Source organism: Streptomyces sp. NPDC048278 (assembly GCF_040652195.1).
Taxonomy (GTDB): domain Bacteria; phylum Actinomycetota; class Actinomycetes; order Streptomycetales; family Streptomycetaceae; genus Streptomyces.
Map to the genome: position 1 here is coordinate 372909 of NZ_JBEZLP010000005.1, position 16977 is coordinate 389885.

Consider the following 16977-nt stretch of genomic DNA (forward strand, 5'->3'; position numbering starts at 1 on the left):
CGTGACCAGGTCTGCGAACGGAAAATGCTTTGACCACTGCCAGTGACGCTAGGAGAGACACATATGCCAGCCGATGACCTCGAAGAGGCCATGGGTGAAGATGACCTTGCAGAGGGGCAAGTGCCTATCACGGCACTGCAAGAACATTTCAGCGTGTCATTTACGCGAATGATCGCTTACGCCGCTGGATGCTCAATAAAGCCTCACGAGACCGACTATGAGGGCGTCGACATCACAATCGTTTCCTCAACGGAGTACCGCGGTTACTACGGTCCACAATTCGAGCTTCAACTTAAGTGCACTTATCAAGAAAGTCTACTCAAAGATGACAGCATGACCTGGCAAATGAAGGCAAAGCCGTTTCGGAAATTGACGCGTAGAAAGCGCTATATCCCCGCCTACCTCGGCGTACTCCTCATCCCGCGCGAACCCGAGCCATGGCTCGGGGCCGACGAGTTTGGCTTGTTCACGCGTAGCCGCATGTTCTGGGAGTCTGCAGATAACTTGAGATACGACGGGCCGATCAAGGAATACCGCACCGTACATTTGCCACGTCGAAACCTGTTCACGGGCGAACAACTTTTGGGCATAATGAAAACGATCGGGGACGCAGAGGAGGGTTCAAGGTGAGCCGATCTACACTCGACAGTTACCGTGATATTGCATCCACGTTGACCCCTCTCGCCGTCTCCCAGTTCCTGGCTTCTCACGACTGGGAACTGGAACATCAGCAGCCAGAAGTTCGTCAGGTCTGGCGCTACGGCTCGGGCCACTTGTCCACCGCGCCACGCATCATGATCCCGCTCGCTACGGACTTTGCAGATTTCATGCCGCGCTTCGTGGATGCTCTCGAGTCGCTCGGACACATTCATGACTGGGATGCAAGCCAGCTACTGGAACGCGTCATCGCTACACGTGCGGACCTCTTTTTCGTTCGTCTCGACCAAGGCATGATTGATGGCACGATTCCATTCCAGCAAGCCGAAAAGACACTGCAGGCCATTTACAAGATGATGAAGGCAGCAGCGACCACCACTGCTGACCCCCATCACTCGCACAAGGGCCGCAGGCCAGCGACAGTGGGAGAATTCCTGGATGAAGATGTACGGCTCGGCCACACTAAGCGTGGCAGTTTTGTGTTCACTGTCGTAACACGCCTGGGGGACCCTAGCCATCCGGCTGTCGACGACCCCGAGCGCCCAACAATTGCCTTTCCCCGGCGGGTCATGGAAACCCTGGCTAGAGGGCTCGAGACCACAAAGCGCCTGACGGAATCCTGGGATCAGGAAGCCTTCGAAATTCCAAGCAGTCTAGGGCTAAGTGCAGGGCTGGTCGAATCACTCGAAGATATGGCACAGCCCGAACATCTTCGTTCGCTGGACTTGTCTTTTCAGTGGGCAGCGGCTGAACCTAAGCCGGACGTAGGGCTTGCAACCATTGTGCTGGACCGCGATGTGATTGATGAGCTCCCACGAGTCCGGGAACGGCTCGTACGAAGGGAAGAGCCCGTACGGCGGGAGACGTTGGTTGGACTCGTTAAATCACTCACGCGAGACGATGCAACACCCAACGACGATGAATCAGCACTCATCACCGTCGCGGCGGAGGTAAGTGGTAAGACTCTGCGAGTGCAGGTCCCACTAACCGGAGAGAATCATGGCTGGGCAATAATGGCTTATAGGCGCCAACTGCCCTTCACGGTGACCGGAGACCTCTCATACGAACGTCGCGCATGGCGTCTGACAGGCCATATCGAAGTCGATTCGAGCTTCCTGCAGCATCTTTCAGGATCGTCAACACCCGACTTGGGCGAGGCTTGAAGCCGGAGCGCTGCAAGCATGAGAGTCAGTCCCCGGCGGGCTGCAATACCCCGGAGCCCGGAGTACTGCAGCCCGCGGAACCATCGCGGCGGAAGGCCTCCCAGGCAGCGCGCCGGCTGGCACAACGTTCTGGGGGCAAGTGACGACGGTTTCTTAACTGGAGATGGGGAACATTTCCTCTCCGGGGGCCGGCATTCCCTCTCCCACGGGCAACGGCACGCGGGCACCGTGCTCGACTGGACGGACCAACCGATGCGACCGCATGGACTCAAGAACATGGCCTTGTGCAGCCCTCTGTCGGCACCAGCGCTCAAGCCACCACGCGGAGACCTTGGCGCCCGCTTCGGCCAGCTCGGGATTCAGCAGGTATTGCGGCTCGCGATCGATACCGAGCGAGTAGTCCCGCAGGTTCTCGACCAGAGGGACGCCGTAGAGGATGCGCTCGCGTCCGTGCTTAAGAAGCTCGTTGGCGGGCCAGCCAAGTGCGGCCAGTCCCACTCGGACCTTACGCAGCCGGGGGCTGACACCTTCGCCGAAGAGGCTGTTGATCCGGACGGAAGACCCGCGCAACGCCGAGACTCGAACGAGGGCGTCGACGGTCTCATCGGAGAAGTGGGAGGTTCCGAAGGACCGTGATCGTCCAAGCTCGTAAAAGCCCATACGGAGGTCGCTGTCGCCCCCCATGACGTCAGCAGGCCAGAATAGTCGGTTGTATTGACTTGAACCGGTGCCGTAGAGCGACGTAGTTCCGACGAAGGAGAGTCGGGGCTCACGCAGAATCGGGCGGCCGGCCATCGCTGACGCAATTTCACTTGCGCGTGCATACTTCTCGCGGTAAGCGGACAGCACCTGGGGCGAGACGGCAAGCGCTCCCACCAGTTTTCCCGCCGCTAGCGCACTGTAGGGCGCCACGGCGCCACAGACAGTGAGGTCGGCGATCACAGTACCGACCCGTTCTCCACGTGCGCGACGCACCACTCGGCGCATCTGCGAACGGGCTTTCGGATCCGAAAAGGCCTTGGCCAGTCCCTCGATCGTGGGCGGAGAGAGATACCCTCCGAGCAGGCTGGCGACCTCCAGGGTTTCTGCAAGAGCCGAGGAACGCTTGCTCCGAAACAGATCAGTTGTGGCGCGCTCTACCCACGCTTCGCGGTCGATGTTGCGGACCGCACGGATCGTGGTTGCCTGGTGGTGCCTCTGCCGATGCCGATCGGCATCGGCCCGCAGCCGAGCGATGACCTCGGCCGTGGGCGCGGCCAGGTCGGTCGGTTGGAGAATCCCATCACGAAGGAGATCGTCGACGTAGATCTCGCTCTGCTGACCCTCGATCCGCTGAGCTAGCCACTCAGCAATGTCAGCAGTGGGCTCAGCTTGCACCTGCTCAAGAAACTGATCAGTCTCCCAGCCCATCCAATGATCGCGCTCGGCAATCTGGACAACGGGGCTGGAGATGGCCGCCAGCCCGATCACGGCGTGGAATTCTGTACCTGCATCCCGGACCAAGATCGGCATCGAGCGGCCGGGCACGGTTGCGTAGGCGTTGGACCATGTGTGGCGGAAGTAACGCCAGATGTCGTGAAGCTTGAATCCAGTTAGTTCACAAGTCGATGAGTCGACAATCTGAACGTAGGGCTTAACGACGTCTACAGACGCGTCGGCGCGCTGAAGCGCGTCCGCCAGCTCTCGGCCGTCGCGCATCAGGTTGAAGACAGAGACCAACCGGTCACCGTGTTGGTGCGTGCGTTCCATCCCCTCGACGAATCGTCGAACGCTGCTCTTTCTGAGCTGTTCGTCACGACGGAGATGCTCCTGACGCCGGATCCGGGCCTTCTCCACATCGCGGTCGCCGTGCGCCGAAGGGGGAGTGAAGACGGCCTTCGAACTGTCCACTCGAACCGTCCAGCCTTGATCCACAAGGTCGATGGCGACGTGGGCGGCTGCAGCAAGTAGAGGCTGGTCGTACAGGTTCTTGATCTCGGCTGCCTTCATCCACCGATCGTGGTCACCCACAGCTTCGGCTGCGACCGTGGCGCTCGCCAGCAGGGTGCAGAGCCGGCCGAACCCATGCCGTTCCCGACGGGAGGCGTCGGTCGGAAGACTGAGAGGAACAAACTTGGCCTCGTCTTTCATGACTTTTGGAGCATCCGTCCGTAGGTCCTGCTCCACATACGCAGGAGATCGTCGCAATTGTGACCGTCGCGGCTCAGAAGTGTTGTGGTGCGGGCGAAGGACAGGAGGAACAGTTCGAGAGCGGTGCGGAGCTCTCCTGCCGCCTCATCACCCAACGTCTGGAGGGGTCGGTACAACGCTGCGAAGGCAGGGTGGTCAACGTTCAGCGTGACATCGAGCGTGCGCCGCTTCAGAGTGGAGGCGAACATCCTATCGATAGAAAGTTGCTCGGATCCAATCCGGTAGCTCAGGGCGCCCGAGCCCTTACCCGCCGTTCTGATGACAGGCAGATCGACGTCAGCAGCCTCCGCTATGCGGCACGACGTCTCCGTGGCCGCTTGAAACTTGGCCTCCTCAAAAGCTTGGCGGACTCGCGAGTTCAAAAGCCGAGCGATCGCCTCCAGCTCCGACCCGAGGGCCTCCTGGAGTACCTGGGAAGGTCGGATTCCCTGCTTATTGATGGTGATACCGAAGTGCTCGTCGAGGATGGGATCGAACTCGATCTCGCAGCGCCACCAGTCGTCGTAGTTCTCTTTACGCTTCGCTCCCATGAGGTACCAGCCGCTCGCGATCTCGCGACCGGCGCGAAGGATAGAGACTCCGGCTCCCCCGACAATGCCGACACGCCGCTTGGTCACGTTGTCCAGATGCTGCCAGTGCTGCACTGGCAGCATCGCGAACCGAATCGTAACGAAGGCCGTCTTGCCCGACGACGCTGCCAGTTCGTATCGGAGCGGCTCGAACGCCAGGCGTGCGCTGTGCCCCTCAGTCTTCGCGGTCAGCAGCATGGGATCGACTGGATCCACCCGCTTCCCATTGATAGTCAACGCGAGGTCCCCGTTACTGAGGAAGCGGCGGTAGATGCGTCCAAGGTCCCGCCGAAGCGCGCGCTCGAGCCAGGCGAGGCGTTGGTACTCGATGCGGTCACAGTGCTGCCAGGTCACCAAGCAACCTGACCCCGTGGTATCGCCAGGCTGACGGCGAGCCCGAAGATCAACTGGGAGCCCGGCGGTGATGGCGTCGACGTCCAGGCAGACCCGGTTGGCTGCCTGACCGTTCTGCCACGAGGTCACCTCCACTCGCCGCGCCTGGCTGAGGGACGCGGCGGGCAACCCCATACCGAACCGGCCGAACGACTGCCTTTCATCGAAGCGTGACGAGCCGCCGAAGCGGAGGCATCCCTCTAGTCGAGAGCGCGACATCCCCTCCCCGTTGTCCTCCACGCGGATCTCTGGAAGGCCGCCCGGTTTGGCTCTCGTGATCGTGACCGCGACCTCCGTCGCTGCTGCCTGAAGCGAGTTGTCGATGAGTTCTGCGAGGGCGGTCGAGAGGCTGACGTAGCCCGACTCCCGGACTGCGCGGATGAAGTTGGAGGAGACCAGGAGGTCGTCCTTGCGTTGCGTCTGCCGGCCCATCGCTTCTCCCGATGACTTGCTCAGATTCCTGCATCGAGAGTAGCTGCATCGAGGCCGCCTGGAAAGCAGGTCACTCGGTGCGGCAAGGTCACTCAGACCTGGTCACGATCGTGACCGTGATCCGCTTCGTCTTGGCCGGTTCAGTCAAGTCCATGCCCGATCCGTCAGCCATGAGGAGACGGACAGTAGGACGGCTGACCCCAGCAAGACTCTGGTAGGGCTCAGCAGATTCGAGCATTACGACCCGGCCCGTACGTTGCAGATCGATCGAGATGCGGTGGCCGACCGTGTGCATGTTGATGATGCGCTCAACGACGTCCACCTCTGTCACCGCCTCCCCTACGAGCGCCTCTGGAAGCGGTGAAACGGACTTGAGCGAGTTGATGCCGAGCACCTGGAACGTGGTGATCTTCTTCCCCTTGAGCCGCTCCAGGAGCGGTGCGATCTCGGCTGCTGACTGGATGGTGGCCATGAGAGCATCATGGCGGAAGAAACAGGACGTGTACGCCAGGCCAGTCAGATGCTGTCGCGAGTATCCGCTGCCTTCCAGTCTGTCTGGGGTGAGGCATCCGGTATGCCAGGTTACCTGTCCTGGGGTGACAGGATTCCCCCGTCCCAGAGGACCACAAGAGCGTTCCGGTAGCCGAGCCAAGGGCTCGCGCCGCGACCCGCCGCCGCTGCTCCCTGGAGCGCAAGCCGCGCCGGTTTCCTAGTACGGCGCCGCCTCGTCCGGGGAGAAGACCCCGTGATTCTGCGCCGTGAGCGGCTGTACCACGCCCGCATCCACGATTGGTGGACCGGCCGGAACGTTGAGGCGGGTTTCGTGTGCCAGCTCAGTCGCCGTGGACAGACCTGGAATACATGCCGAGGCTGATCGATTGGCCTGTTCAGGACACTGACTGACTGCGAGGGGGCGGCTGAGACCGATGAACGATCTGACGTTGTTCCGCGTCACTGATGGCCAGGCCGTCAAGATCCCTGGCACCGCAGTGGCGCTGGAGCGACACCTGCAGACGTTGATCGAGCGGAATATGGAAGCGATGCTCGGAATCCGGTTCCTGGCATCTGAATACAGCACAGGTTCGCGGCACCGCGGGCGCGTCGACTCGCTAGGCCTGGACGAGAACAGCAACCCTGTGATCATTGAGTACAAGCGTTCGAACGGCAAGACGGTGATCACTCAGGCACTGTCGTATCTGTCTTGGCTGCGGGACCACCGACACGAGTTCGAGAGCCTGGTGAAGGAGCGGCTCGGCGACGAGACGGCTGGCACGGTCGACTGGAGCAATCCGCGCCTGGTGTGCATCGCAGAGGACTTCACGGCGCACGATACGAACGCGCTGGACGAGATCGGCCGCCGAATCGATCTCGTGAGCTACCGGGACTTCGGCGAGGGCCTACTGGCTCTGCAGTTGGTCGCCTCCGTGACTGGATCCACGGCACTCTCCCGGACTCCAATCACCCGGGCGAACCCTATTGCGCCGTCGAAGGGTCCTAGGGGGGGCATATCGACGGCCAAGTCGGTCCGGCAGCACTACGACGAGTCGCCTCAGTCACTTCGGGACCTATACGCCGACCTCGACGCCATGCTGATCTCCCATGCTGATGTACAGAAGGAGTTCCAACTCCACTACATCGCCTACCGGCGGATCAAGAACATCGCGACCGTCCGCTTCCAACCTCGCAGCCACACCCTCGTGGTCCGACTTGCGATCGATCCCGGCACTGTCTCATTGGTCGAGGGTTTCGCCCGTGACGTGCGCAAGATCGGTTGTCTGGGGACGGGTTCTTTGGAGGTCCGGATCCGATCCCAGGAGGACCTGGCAAGGGCGGCCGAACTCATCTGGCGCAGCGTCGAAGGCCGTTGATCCGGCTGCCGCTGGCGGTTGTGCCGTGGAGTCCCCCAGCGCAACCGCCACGTTCGGCATGCCGTCAAACGGGGTGGTCCGGCAGGGCTCGATCTCATTCCTCTGGGCCCGCCAGCTCGAAGTCGTCCTGGGACAGGGCGCTGCGGAGGCGCTCTTCTGCGATGCCCGCATAGTGATCGGAGAGTTCGACGCCGATGAACTGGCGCCCCTCACGCAAGGCGGCGACGCCGGTGGTCCCGGAGCCAGCGAAGGGGTCGAGGACCGTTCCACCCGGCGGGCAGATCTTCACCAGCTCCTGCATCACTTCCACGGGCTTCTGCGTGATGTGCACCCGGCTCTTCCGGGGCTGACTCGCGGTGTAGAGACCCGGGAGGTAGACAGGGTTGCGGTTGGCATCGACGGGGCCCTTGGTTCCCCACACGATGTACTCGCACGACTGCTTGAGTCGGCCCTTCTGCGGGCGGGAGACCGGCTTGTGCCACGAAGCGATCCCCCGCCAGGTCCACCCAGCGGCCTGGAGCGCGTCCGTCGTCGTCGGCAGCTGACGCCAGTCGGTGAAGACGAGCGCGCTGCCGGACTCGACGGTCGCGCGATAGGACTCGGTGAGCAGGAGGGTGAGCCAGAAGCCGTACGAGCGCTGGTCTCGGTTCTCTCCGGGGAAGTTGGCGAGGTCATGCTCGGCGTCGGCCGAGGTGTACTTGGCGCGCGCGGAGCGGCCGGTGCGCTCGCCGCTGGTTCGGCCGCCGCTGTTGTAGGGCGGATCGGTGATCACGGCATCGACGCTGTTGTCAGGGATGCCGGCGAGGGCGGTCAGCGCGTCGCCTCGGTGCAGGGTGTACGGCATTGCGCGGTTCTCTCTTCCAGGGGGCTGTCGTGCGCCTGTTTCTCCGCGTACGGAGGGCTGCGTACGTCGGCATGGATCGCTCCGCGGAACTGCGGAAGCAGCCGCCGTGGCGATCAATGCGCCGGAGGTTAACGCCGAATTCCGGCCGCACCCAATGAGGCGGCCTTCGACTCAGCTCCCCGAAACCGCCCGAGGCACAAGCCGTTTGGTGCGGCCGGATTTCGTCCCTACAGTCTCGCCGTGTTCGCAGGACGGGACCTGGCTCCGCCCCTGCTGACCTGTGTCAATGCGTGCTGTCCCGTCCAAGGGACAGCACCGCCGGACACCCCACCGACCGACTCCCTATCGGCGAAGGGAACTCCCCATGTGGAGAGTGAGATTACGAGCGCGGCTGGCTGCCGCTTTTCAGTAAGCAAGGAGCCAGCGACCGGGACTTATCAGCTCCCGGCCCTGGTTCCCCTGCCTCCCTCAGGGATGGCGAATTCATGACCGGCGTGGTGCCGGTGGCCTTTTCGACGAGAACGCCTGCGCCGCGCTGTCTACGAGTAAGGAGCTGCCGATGCAGCGTGCCGAGGCGCATCCCTCCCCAGGGCCCAGTTCTCCGTCCTACGGTTCGGCGTTCGGCCGTCGTCCGTGAAGAAGGTCGTAGCCATGGCTGGGGCCGTGGCGCTCTGCCCGACGTTGTTGATAGCGCCGGTCGCCGTCGCTCTCGCTGGTTCCAGCCGTGCTCAGGCCGCTTGTTCCGCAGACGGTGCACAGGCTGTGGACAGCGCGGCGGTCGCGAAGCTGGTGAAGTCGATCCTCAAGGGCGACGACAAGGGGTCCGTGTCTGTTTCGGGGCTGGATGACCCCGAGGAGCAGATTCCGAATGCCGAGACGATCCAGGCCACCGGCATCGCGATGAAGGTGCCGGCTCGGGGGCAGATCGTTGCCCTGGCCACGGCTCTGCAGGAGTCGGGGCTGCGGAACCTGGATTACGGCGATCGGGATTCGCTCGGCCTCTTCCAGCAGCGCCCCAGCCAGGGTTGGGGCACGCCTACTGAAGTTCGTGATCCTGTGCACGCCTCCACGAAATTCTACGAGGGCCTGCTCAAGGTCAAGGGCTGGCAGTCGATGACCATCACCCAGGCCGCGCAGGCGGTCCAGAAGAGCGGTTACCGCGACGCGTACGCGAAGTGGGAGCCGCTGGCTACGGCCATCCAGAAGGCCATCGCAAAGTCGCGTGGCATGGTGGGGAGTTCGAGCACGGACAGCGACACCGGCGATGCGGCCGAACAGCCGACCTCCTCGGCAGCTGCCGTGTGCGGCGCCGGCGACGACGGGTCCTCCTTCGGCTCGATTCCCGCGGGGCCAGTGCCCGAGGGCTACGAGGTCCCGGCCAGCGCGCCCAAGTCCATTCGTACGGCCATCCGTTGGGGCCTCGGTCAGCTCGGTACGCCGTATCAGTGGGGCGGTACGTGTTCCGCTCCCCACGGCCAGGACCCGATGGGCCGGTGCGACTGCTCGTCCTTGATGCAGGCGTCGTACAAGGCCGGCGGCATCTCGATCTCCCGGACCACGTACACGCAGGTCAAGGAGGGCAAGGCGGTCAGCGTCGATGCCCTCCGGCCGGGTGACCTCCTGTTCACCCGGGGCACGGCCGCGGTGCCGGAACACGTCGGGATGTTCATTGGCCAGGGGTTGATCCTGCAGGCCCCGCACACCGGCGACGTGGTCAGGATCTCGACCCTCGCCGACTGGCGTGCAGACATCGTCGCCGCCCGCCGGATCGTCTGACCGGCCACTTCTCCCCCTCCCTCGCTCCATCTCCCCCCGGGCCCTCGCGCGCCCAAAATCGCACTGGAGTTCCAAGTGAAGCTCATGCATCACGCCCAGTACCTGGCGTACAACCCCGGCATCACGCCGAAGGAGGGCGGTCTTCCCGGCCTCAGCGTGCTGAAGGACGTCGTCTCCTCGATCAACCTCTTCGGGATCGTCGCGGTGGTCGGCGCCCTCGCCATCTCGGCAATGGTCTGGGCGTGGGGTCACCACAGCGGTGGCCACCAGGCCGAGGCGAACGGGAAGAAGGGCACGGTCATCGCCGCCGGGTGCGCGCTGCTGCTGGGCGCGGCCAACGGCATCGTCGCGTTCTTCTCGGCGATGGGGACGCAGGTCCACTGATGTCGAGGAAACATTCCCTCTTCGCCCAGGAGCGCACCTACGGGGCGCCGTCCTCGGTCCTGCGACGTGCCCTGTTGGGTGGCATCGTCCTGGCCGTACTGCTGGCAGTCGCCGGGCTCCTCGCGTATTTGACCCGCGCGGAGAGCCCGGCCTCGGCTAAGCCCTCCCCGACTCCGGCATCCACGCAGCGGCCCGCCTCGCCGACGGCAACCCCCAGCGGGCGTGCGGCGGGTGCGGCACCGCCCAAGACGAGCGATCCGATCGTCTTCGCCAAGGCGGCCACCAAGGTGCTGTGGACGTACGACACCCGTTCCGTTTCCCGGGCCGAGCACGTCGCCGGGCTCAAGCGGTGGATGACCGGCGAGAAGAAGTACGACGACTGGGAGTCCGTCTCCGACCAGGTTCCCGGCCCGGTGCTGTGGTCGCGGATGCACGACAACCGCCAGCACGCGACTGCGAAGGTCGGCGAGGGCCACTTCCCTCAGGCGTTCAAGACGGCCCTGGCGCAGGATCCCGGCGCGATCACAGAGGCGTACGTCTACGCCGTGACGGTCACCGGCAAGCAGTCCATCGCCTGGAAGGGCTCCGGTTCCGGGGCCGAGTCCCGCTCCACGACGCTCGCCGTGCAGTGCCGCCCCGACAAAGCCTGTGCCCTGGTCGGCGTGCTGCCGAGCGTCGCGCCCTGATCGCCCCCAATTCCCTTAAGGAGGTGCCCTCATGGGGGCTTGTGACCTTCCCCTGATGAGCGCGGTGTGCGACACCGTCGGCGGCGTCGTCGGTTCGACCGGCGAGGCGATCACCGATGGCATCGGCGCCTGGATCGCCAAGTCGATGGGCGAGCTGGCCCAGTCCTCCGCGGACCTCGCCTCGACGGCGGTCGACAAGACCACGGCTGTCGATCTCAACGCCGAGTGGTTCCGCGGCAATTACGAGTTGCTTATGCCCATCGGTCTCGTGCTGACCGTCGGCACGTTCTGTCTGCAGTTGATGCGGGCCGCCTGGCGCCGTGACGAGCGCGCTCTCGCGCAGGCGGTGACGGGGACGGTGGCGGGTGTCCTGTTCGCGTTCGCCGCGATCGCGTGCACCACCGTCACGCTGACCGTGGTCGACGCGCTGTCCGCCGGGTTGTTCCAGGCGGCGGACACGTCGGTCGACGACGCGATCCGCCGCGTCATCGAGGTCAACGATCTCGGTCCGATGTACGAGTTGGGCTGGGCGATACCCGCCATGGTCGGCCTGGGATGTGCCATCGGCGCGTTCCTGTATTGGGCGGTGATGGTCGCCCGGAAGGTCGGCATCCTGGTCCTGGTGACGCTGGCGGTGTTCGCTGGCGCCGGCGGCGGCTGGGAAGTCGCGCGGCGCTGGAGGCGCGGGTGGATCGAGGCGACCACGACTCTGATCGTCAGCAAGCTGCTGATGACGATCGTGTTCCTACTGGGCGTCTCGGCCATGGGCAAGAGCGACGCCTCCGACGGGCTCGCCGCCTTGTCCGACGCCATGGCGGGCATCGTCGTCATGGTTCTGGTGATGCTGTGCCCCTACGCCACTTACAAGTTCGTGCACTGGGCGGCCGACGGCGGCGGCCAAGACGACCTGCACCGTTCGGGGGTCGCCGGTGTCGCGGTGGCTGCCGGTGCGGCGAAGACGGCGGGCCAGCTCGCAATGCAGGCCGGCACCGGTATGCGGGCTCCGCAGGGCCCGTCGAAGGTTCCGGGCCAGGGCTGGGGCGGTGTCGCCTCCGGTATTGACCCGACCGGCGGGTCGACCGACGGCGACCAGCCGAAGCAGACCCACTTCCGCTTCGGTGAGGACCCGAACGCCACCGGCGACAAGGGCCGGGCGCTGATCCGGCGGCCTCCCAGCGACGGTGACCGCGGGCAGCCGCTGATCCAGCGGCCCGGCCAGGAGGCGGCGGCCGACGCGGCTCCGGTCTCCTCCGGGCCGACGCCCCAGGGCGCGGCGGTGACGCAGCCGCGCATCACGCACCTGGATCCGCCGGCACCCCGGCGTCCAGGACCGGTGAGCGGTCCTTCGCCGCAGGGTGGTGCCACGCCTCAGCGGTGGGTCTACCCCGAGTCGCCGGGGGGATCTGGCTCGTAGCCCTCGCCTTGCTACGGGGCGGGCGGCACCTGTCGTCTCCGACGCCGCCCACCCCGACTTCTCCCCTTCTCTTTCTTGCTCTCCACGTTCCAAGGACGGCTTCGCCATGCTCTCCGACACCTCTCAGCCTGACGGCCCGGCCACCGTGAAGTTCCCGCATCGCTCGCGGCGCGGTGTCCTGCTCGGTCTGTCGGCTCCCCAGCTGACCGTCGTCGCCCTCACCGGACTGCTGCTGCTCGCGGTACTGCTCACTTCCGGCGTCACCGGGGCGCTCAAGCTCATCCCGCTGTGGGTGGTCGTTCTGGCGGCGGTGTTCGTCCGCCATCGCGGACGGTCCCTCGCCGACTGGGCGCCCATCGCCGTGGGGTACGCGCTCCGTCGCTTCCGCGGCCAGCTGGTCTGGCTCGCCCGGCCGTCCACCCGACCGCGCCGCGAGGGCCTGCTCCATCTCCCGGGCACGGCGGCGTCCCTGCGCGTGGTCACCGCCCCGCACGGCCGCTTCGGCGCGGTGCATGATCCGCACCACGGCACGCTCACCGCGGTCGTCAAGGTCTCCTCGCGCGCCTTCGCGCTGCTCGACCCGGCCACCCAGGCCAGCAATGTCGCAGGTTGGGGGCGCACACTGGCGGCGCTGTCGCGCACCGGGCACATCGCCCGGGTCCAGGTCCTGGAGCGCACGGTGCCCGACTCCGGCGACGCGCTCAACCGCTACTGGCACGAGCACGGCGATGAGGCGACCCACCTCGCCGGACCGATCTACCGCGACCTGCTGACCGCTGCCGGCCCGGCCGCGGCCCCGCACGAGGCGTACGTCGCGCTCGCCCTCGACCTCAAGGCCGCCCGCCGACTGATCAACCAGGCTGGCGGGGGACTCACCGGCGGCTTCGCGGTCCTGGCCCAGCTCACCGCCACCTTCGACCAGGCCGCCCGCAACTCCGGTCTCACGCCCAGCGGCTGGCTGAACGCGTCCGAGATCGCCGCCGTGATCCGTACCGCGTACGACCCGAAGGCATCCGCCGCGCTGGACCAGTGGTCGGCCTCGGGCCGCCCGCAGGCCGAGCCCGCTGCCTCCGGCCCCGTCGTCCTGGTCGAGAAGGCCGACCGGATCCAGACCGACTCGGCCCACCACGCCACGTTCTGGATCGAGAACTGGCCCCGCATCGAGACCTCGCCGGGCTTCCTGCACCAGCTCCTGTTCACCTCCGGCGTGCGCCGCACACTGTCGCTGACCTACGAGCCCAAGGGCCTGGATTCCGCGCTCAAGGACGTGCAGCGCCGCAAGGCCACCGTGATCGCGGACGCCGCCGAGCGGCAGCGCAAGGGACAGGTCGACTCCGAGGAGGACTCAGTCGAGTACGCCGACATCAAGCAGCGCGAGCGCCAGCTGATCGCCGGCCACGCCGATGTCGCCCTCACCGGCCTACTCACCGTGAGCGCCGACACCGACGAGCAGCTCAACGCCGCCTGCGCCGCGATCGAGACAGCCGCCGTCGCCGCCCTCGTCGACCTGCGCCTTCTGACCTGGCAGCAGGCCGAGGCCTTCACCAACGCCGCCCTGCCGCTCGCCCGCCCGTAGCGCACCCGCACCACCAACTCGCGCTCTACCGAAGGGCACCCCCATGCCGACCGAGCCCCTGCCCGAACTGGCTCCGGACTTCGTCCCGTTCGCCACCGCCGCGCTCGACTTCCACCAGGCGATCAACATGCCGGTCGCCCCGGTCGCCGCCGGCCGTGCCGAACTCGACTCCCTGCACGCCCACGTCGTCGCGCTGTACGGGCTGCTCGACGCCCACACCGCCCGCACCACCCCGGTGGCCAGGGCGGAGGGTGACCACCTGCGGGCGTGCCGAATCCGGCTGTGGCAGGCAGCCGAGCACCTCCACGCCGCCTTCCACACCGCCCCACACCCCGGCTCCGGCCGCCTTCCGACCCGGGAGGCATGTCGGGCCCGGCGGCCCGAGGGGACGCCCGAACTCACCGTGTGCCAGCGCCACCTGGCCACCGCCGCCCGCGTCCGCCATGACCACACCCCGGCCGATCTGCGCGACCCCTTCACCGGCCTCACCCGCCACTGACCATCAGGAGCACCACCCGCATGGCCTCTCGTACCCGCGCCAGCGCCAGCCAGCTCTTCGTCCCCCGCAAGAGCGACCGCCGTACGGCGCGCACCGCCCGTCATCAGTTCGCCGCCGCCCGGGACCAGGCCCGGCACGTCGCGCGCCCCGCAGCCCGCCCGACCGCGCCTGGGCTCGACCCCGAGTTGCGGGCCACCTACCCGGCCGCTGGCCGTCCCGGGCCGGCCTCCGCTCGCAGTAGCCGTCTCAAGCTGCCCGCCCACCGGATGACGACGGCCACCGCGTCGGGGGCCTATCCCTTTCTCGCGGAGGGCGGTCTCGGCGCGCAGGGCATCTACATCGGCCGTGACGTGCACGCGGAGGCGGCCTTCACGTACGACCCGTTCGCCCTGTACGGGCGTCTCGACGGCTTCACCAATCCCAACATCCTGCTGGCCGGGATCATCGGCATGGGCAAGTCCGCCCTGGCCAAGTCCCTCGCAGTGCGCGCCGTGGCCTTCGGCTACCGAATCTACGTGCCATGCGACCCGAAGGGCGAGTGGACTGTTGTCGCCCAGGAGTTGGGCGGGCAGACCATCGCGCTCGGCCCGGGCATGCCGGGGCGCCTGAACCCCTTGGACGCGCCCGCCCGGCCACACGACGTCAGCGAGGAGGACTGGACCACCGAGGTCCGCAAGCGGCGCCTCCTCCTGCTCGGCTCGCTCGCGAAGACGGTCCTGGGACGCGAGCTGCACCCCATGGAGCACACCGCCCTTGACGTGGCGCTCGACCAGGTCGTCGCCTACGCCGAGGCCAACGGCACCACGCCCCTGCTGGGCGAGGTCGCCCACGTCCTCGGCTCCCCCGAGCGCCTCGATGCCGCGCTCGGCGAGCTGTCCGGCCGACTCGGGCACGCCGCCGAGGACCTCGCCCACGCCCTACGGCGCCTCGTGCACGGCGACCTCGCTGGCATGTTCGACGCACCGAGCACCGTGGCTTTCGACCCGAGCGCGCCGATGCTGTCCATCGACCTGTCCCGCCTCGGTGGCGCAGGCGACGACACCGCGCTCGTCCTGGCGATGACCTGTGCCTCCGCCTGGATGGAGTCCGCGCTCGCCGACCCCTCCGGGGGACGGCGCTGGGTGATCTATGACGAGGCCTGGCGCGTGATGCGACATGTCGCTCTGCTGGAGCGGATGCAGAGCCAGTGGAAACTCTCCCGCGGCCTCGGCATCGCCAACATGATGGTCATCCACCGCCTCAGCGACCTCCTCACCGCAGGCGACGCCGGCTCCCGGGGACGCGCCCTGGCCGAGGGCCTGCTCACCGACTGCTCCACCCGGATCATCTACCGCCAGGAAGCCGACCAACTCGCCTCAGCCGCATCTCTGTTGGGTCTCACCGGCGTCGAGACCCAGGCCGTATCCGCGCTCACCAAAGGGCGCGGACTGTGGAAGGTCGCAGGCAGGTCGTTCATTACTCAACATCTTCTGCACCCGCGTGAGCGCGAGTTGTTCGACACGGACGCCCGAATGGCCAAGATCACTGGTCCTTGATCCCCCTCATCGTCAGTGAGGGGGAGTCGATGCCGCGCTCCGGCTCCCCTTCGGTCCCCTCTCCCCCACTTTCACAGAGGAAGTCCGTGTCCGTGTCTCTGCATTACAAGATCCGCCGTGTGGTGAACCAACTCGTGCGGCGCTACATCAACGCAACCTCGGTCAACGCCGCTCACAGCCACATTCCCCTGGCCACAGGCCCGTTTGCCGCACATGATGAATCCCGGCGAATCGCGCCGTGCACCGAGTCGGGTGTCCGGCATGGCTGAACCGTCACCGGCCGACCCGGCCGTGCGGCAGGCACTGATCGAGGGACTCGCGGCGGCCGTGGCCGCCGGAGAGCGCGTCCTGGCCGAGTGGGATGCCGTCTCGGACAGCCTGTGCGACGCCGACCACTGGCCCCTCGACGAGCGTTACGACCTGCGTCAGCAGCAACGAGACGCGGCCATGTGGACGCAGTTCGCCCCCTTCCTCGACCACGGCCCTGCCCTCGTCACCAACGCCGAGGAGACACTCCCGCTCCTCGCTCCTGGTGATCGGATGGATGGACGCTGGGCATACCGGCTTCGGATGCTGCGTGAGGCCTTGGAGGGTGGCGCGCGGGTTCAGGCAGACTTCGAAGCCGTTACGGGTGCGCTTTTGCCTGATCATCCTCGCGCCGAGGCTGCCTTCGCGAGGGCTGTCGCCGAGCGCAATGCCGAGGCCTGGCACTACGCCCTGACCTGGACGGAGAACGGCGAGGCTCTCGTCGAGATCGCGCGGGCCGAACAAGCCCTGCGCGGCCGACAGGATGGGGCAGAACGGTCCGCGCAGTCCCAGGCGGCCCACGCCCGGTCCCCGCACGCGATCCGCCAGAGCGCACACGTGACGACGGTGTCCACCGCGGCCCCGCCGCTCAACGCCCCCAGGCACGAGCGTCCGACCCGATCCCGCTAGCGGGGATTCCCGGCCCCACCAAATCCGGCTTCGGACCGCATCCTCGTCCTCCACA

General features: G+C 66.3%; 15 protein-coding genes. 11 read left to right on the plus strand and 4 right to left on the minus strand.

Annotated features, from left to right (window positions below; all coding sequences use genetic code 11):
- The first annotated feature begins 63 nt into the window (after nt 1-63).
- Nucleotides 64-630 (plus strand): DUF4365 domain-containing protein, encoded by a 567-nt coding sequence (locus tag AB0D74_RS12410; RefSeq protein ID WP_362583929.1) that lies wholly within the window; start codon nt 64-66, stop codon nt 628-630.
- Nucleotides 627-1820 (plus strand): hypothetical protein, encoded by a 1194-nt coding sequence (locus tag AB0D74_RS12415; protein ID WP_362583932.1) that lies wholly within the window; start codon nt 627-629, stop codon nt 1818-1820. The genes AB0D74_RS12410 and AB0D74_RS12415 overlap by 4 nt, the downstream gene beginning before the upstream one ends.
- Nucleotides 1821-1973: 153 nt before the next feature.
- On the opposite strand, the gene AB0D74_RS12420 is transcribed toward AB0D74_RS12415, so the two are convergent.
- The 3 genes from AB0D74_RS12420 to AB0D74_RS12430 form a co-directional block, all read right to left on the minus strand.
- A complete protein-coding gene (locus tag AB0D74_RS12420; protein ID WP_362583935.1) occupies nt 1974-3950 on the minus strand; it encodes a Druantia anti-phage system protein DruA in 1977 nt (658 codons plus the stop codon).
- Entirely contained in the window at nt 3947-5404 is a 1458-nt protein-coding gene (locus AB0D74_RS12425) for an ATP-binding protein (RefSeq protein WP_362583938.1), read from the minus strand. Before AB0D74_RS12425 ends, AB0D74_RS12420 begins: the two co-directional genes overlap by 4 nt.
- An 88-nt stretch (nt 5405-5492) precedes the next feature.
- Entirely contained in the window at nt 5493-5876 is a 384-nt protein-coding gene (locus AB0D74_RS12430) for a hypothetical protein (protein WP_362583942.1), read from the minus strand.
- Nucleotides 5877-6330: 454 nt separating this feature from the next.
- Here AB0D74_RS12430 and AB0D74_RS12435 point away from each other — a divergent pair, with 454 nt between their 5' ends.
- A complete protein-coding gene (locus AB0D74_RS12435; protein ID WP_362583944.1) occupies nt 6331-7272 on the plus strand; it encodes a DUF5655 domain-containing protein in 942 nt (313 codons plus the stop codon).
- Nucleotides 7273-7366: 94 nt separating this feature from the next.
- On the opposite strand, the gene AB0D74_RS12440 is transcribed toward AB0D74_RS12435, so the two are convergent.
- The gene (locus AB0D74_RS12440) at nt 7367-8116 is read right to left on the minus strand and encodes a site-specific DNA-methyltransferase (protein WP_362583947.1); all 750 of its coding nucleotides are present in this window, start codon (nt 8114-8116) and stop codon (nt 7367-7369) included.
- A 651-nt stretch (nt 8117-8767) separates the two neighbouring features.
- Here AB0D74_RS12440 and AB0D74_RS12445 point away from each other — a divergent pair.
- The 8 genes from AB0D74_RS12445 to AB0D74_RS12480 all read left to right on the plus strand — a co-directional run bounded on the left by AB0D74_RS12445 (nt 8768) and on the right by AB0D74_RS12480 (nt 16922).
- Nucleotides 8768-9892, plus strand: coding sequence for a C40 family peptidase (locus AB0D74_RS12445; RefSeq protein ID WP_362583950.1), 1125 nt, complete (start codon nt 8768-8770; stop codon nt 9890-9892).
- 84 nt (nt 9893-9976) lie between these two features.
- Nucleotides 9977-10276: a DUF6112 family protein gene (locus AB0D74_RS12450; protein ID WP_362584238.1), complete on the plus strand. Its 300-nt coding sequence runs from the start codon at nt 9977-9979 to the stop codon at nt 10274-10276.
- Nucleotides 10276-10962: a hypothetical protein gene (locus AB0D74_RS12455; protein ID WP_362583953.1), complete on the plus strand. Its 687-nt coding sequence runs from the start codon at nt 10276-10278 to the stop codon at nt 10960-10962. Before AB0D74_RS12450 ends, AB0D74_RS12455 begins: the two co-directional genes overlap by 1 nt.
- Nucleotides 10963-10993: 31 nt before the next feature.
- Nucleotides 10994-12376 carry an ATP-binding protein gene (locus AB0D74_RS12460; RefSeq protein ID WP_362583956.1) on the plus strand — a complete coding sequence of 461 codons (1383 nt, stop codon included), beginning with the start codon at nt 10994-10996 and terminating at the stop codon, nt 12374-12376.
- 106 nt (nt 12377-12482) lie between these two features.
- Nucleotides 12483-13952 carry an SCO6880 family protein gene (locus AB0D74_RS12465; protein WP_362583959.1) on the plus strand — a complete coding sequence of 490 codons (1470 nt, stop codon included), beginning with the start codon at nt 12483-12485 and terminating at the stop codon, nt 13950-13952.
- Nucleotides 13953-13995: 43 nt separating this feature from the next.
- Nucleotides 13996-14451 carry a DUF6238 family protein gene (locus AB0D74_RS12470; RefSeq protein ID WP_362583961.1) on the plus strand — a complete coding sequence of 152 codons (456 nt, stop codon included), beginning with the start codon at nt 13996-13998 and terminating at the stop codon, nt 14449-14451.
- A 20-nt stretch (nt 14452-14471) separates the two neighbouring features.
- On the plus strand, nt 14472-15986 hold the full coding sequence (locus AB0D74_RS12475; protein ID WP_362583964.1) for an ATP-binding protein: 1515 nt from the start codon (nt 14472-14474) through the stop codon (nt 15984-15986).
- 261 nt (nt 15987-16247) lie between these two features.
- Nucleotides 16248-16922: a hypothetical protein gene (locus AB0D74_RS12480; RefSeq protein WP_362583967.1), complete on the plus strand. Its 675-nt coding sequence runs from the start codon at nt 16248-16250 to the stop codon at nt 16920-16922.
- The last annotated feature ends 55 nt before the right edge of the window (nt 16923-16977 follow it).

What these genes read in the sequence shown, in the direction of transcription:
- AB0D74_RS12440 (WP_362583947.1), bottom strand. Translation starts at nt 8,116, where the DNA reads ATGCCGTACACCCTGCACCGAGGCGACGCGCTGACCGCCCTCGCCGGC.
- AB0D74_RS12465 (WP_362583959.1), top strand. Translation starts at nt 12,483, where the DNA reads ATGCTCTCCGACACCTCTCAGCCTGACGGCCCGGCCACCGTGAAGTTC.
- AB0D74_RS12425 (WP_362583938.1), bottom strand. Translation starts at nt 5,404, where the DNA reads ATGGGCCGGCAGACGCAACGCAAGGACGACCTCCTGGTCTCCTCCAAC.
- AB0D74_RS12460 (WP_362583956.1), top strand. Translation starts at nt 10,994, where the DNA reads ATGGGGGCTTGTGACCTTCCCCTGATGAGCGCGGTGTGCGACACCGTC.
- AB0D74_RS12410 (WP_362583929.1), top strand. Translation starts at nt 64, where the DNA reads ATGCCAGCCGATGACCTCGAAGAGGCCATGGGTGAAGATGACCTTGCA.
- AB0D74_RS12470 (WP_362583961.1), top strand. Translation starts at nt 13,996, where the DNA reads ATGCCGACCGAGCCCCTGCCCGAACTGGCTCCGGACTTCGTCCCGTTC.
- AB0D74_RS12455 (WP_362583953.1), top strand. Translation starts at nt 10,276, where the DNA reads ATGTCGAGGAAACATTCCCTCTTCGCCCAGGAGCGCACCTACGGGGCG.
- AB0D74_RS12420 (WP_362583935.1), bottom strand. Translation starts at nt 3,950, where the DNA reads ATGAAAGACGAGGCCAAGTTTGTTCCTCTCAGTCTTCCGACCGACGCC.
- AB0D74_RS12475 (WP_362583964.1), top strand. Translation starts at nt 14,472, where the DNA reads ATGGCCTCTCGTACCCGCGCCAGCGCCAGCCAGCTCTTCGTCCCCCGC.
- AB0D74_RS12430 (WP_362583942.1), bottom strand. Translation starts at nt 5,876, where the DNA reads ATGGCCACCATCCAGTCAGCAGCCGAGATCGCACCGCTCCTGGAGCGG.
- AB0D74_RS12450 (WP_362584238.1), top strand. Translation starts at nt 9,977, where the DNA reads ATGCATCACGCCCAGTACCTGGCGTACAACCCCGGCATCACGCCGAAG.
- AB0D74_RS12480 (WP_362583967.1), top strand. Translation starts at nt 16,248, where the DNA reads ATGGCTGAACCGTCACCGGCCGACCCGGCCGTGCGGCAGGCACTGATC.
- AB0D74_RS12435 (WP_362583944.1), top strand. Translation starts at nt 6,331, where the DNA reads ATGAACGATCTGACGTTGTTCCGCGTCACTGATGGCCAGGCCGTCAAG.
- AB0D74_RS12445 (WP_362583950.1), top strand. Translation starts at nt 8,768, where the DNA reads ATGGCTGGGGCCGTGGCGCTCTGCCCGACGTTGTTGATAGCGCCGGTC.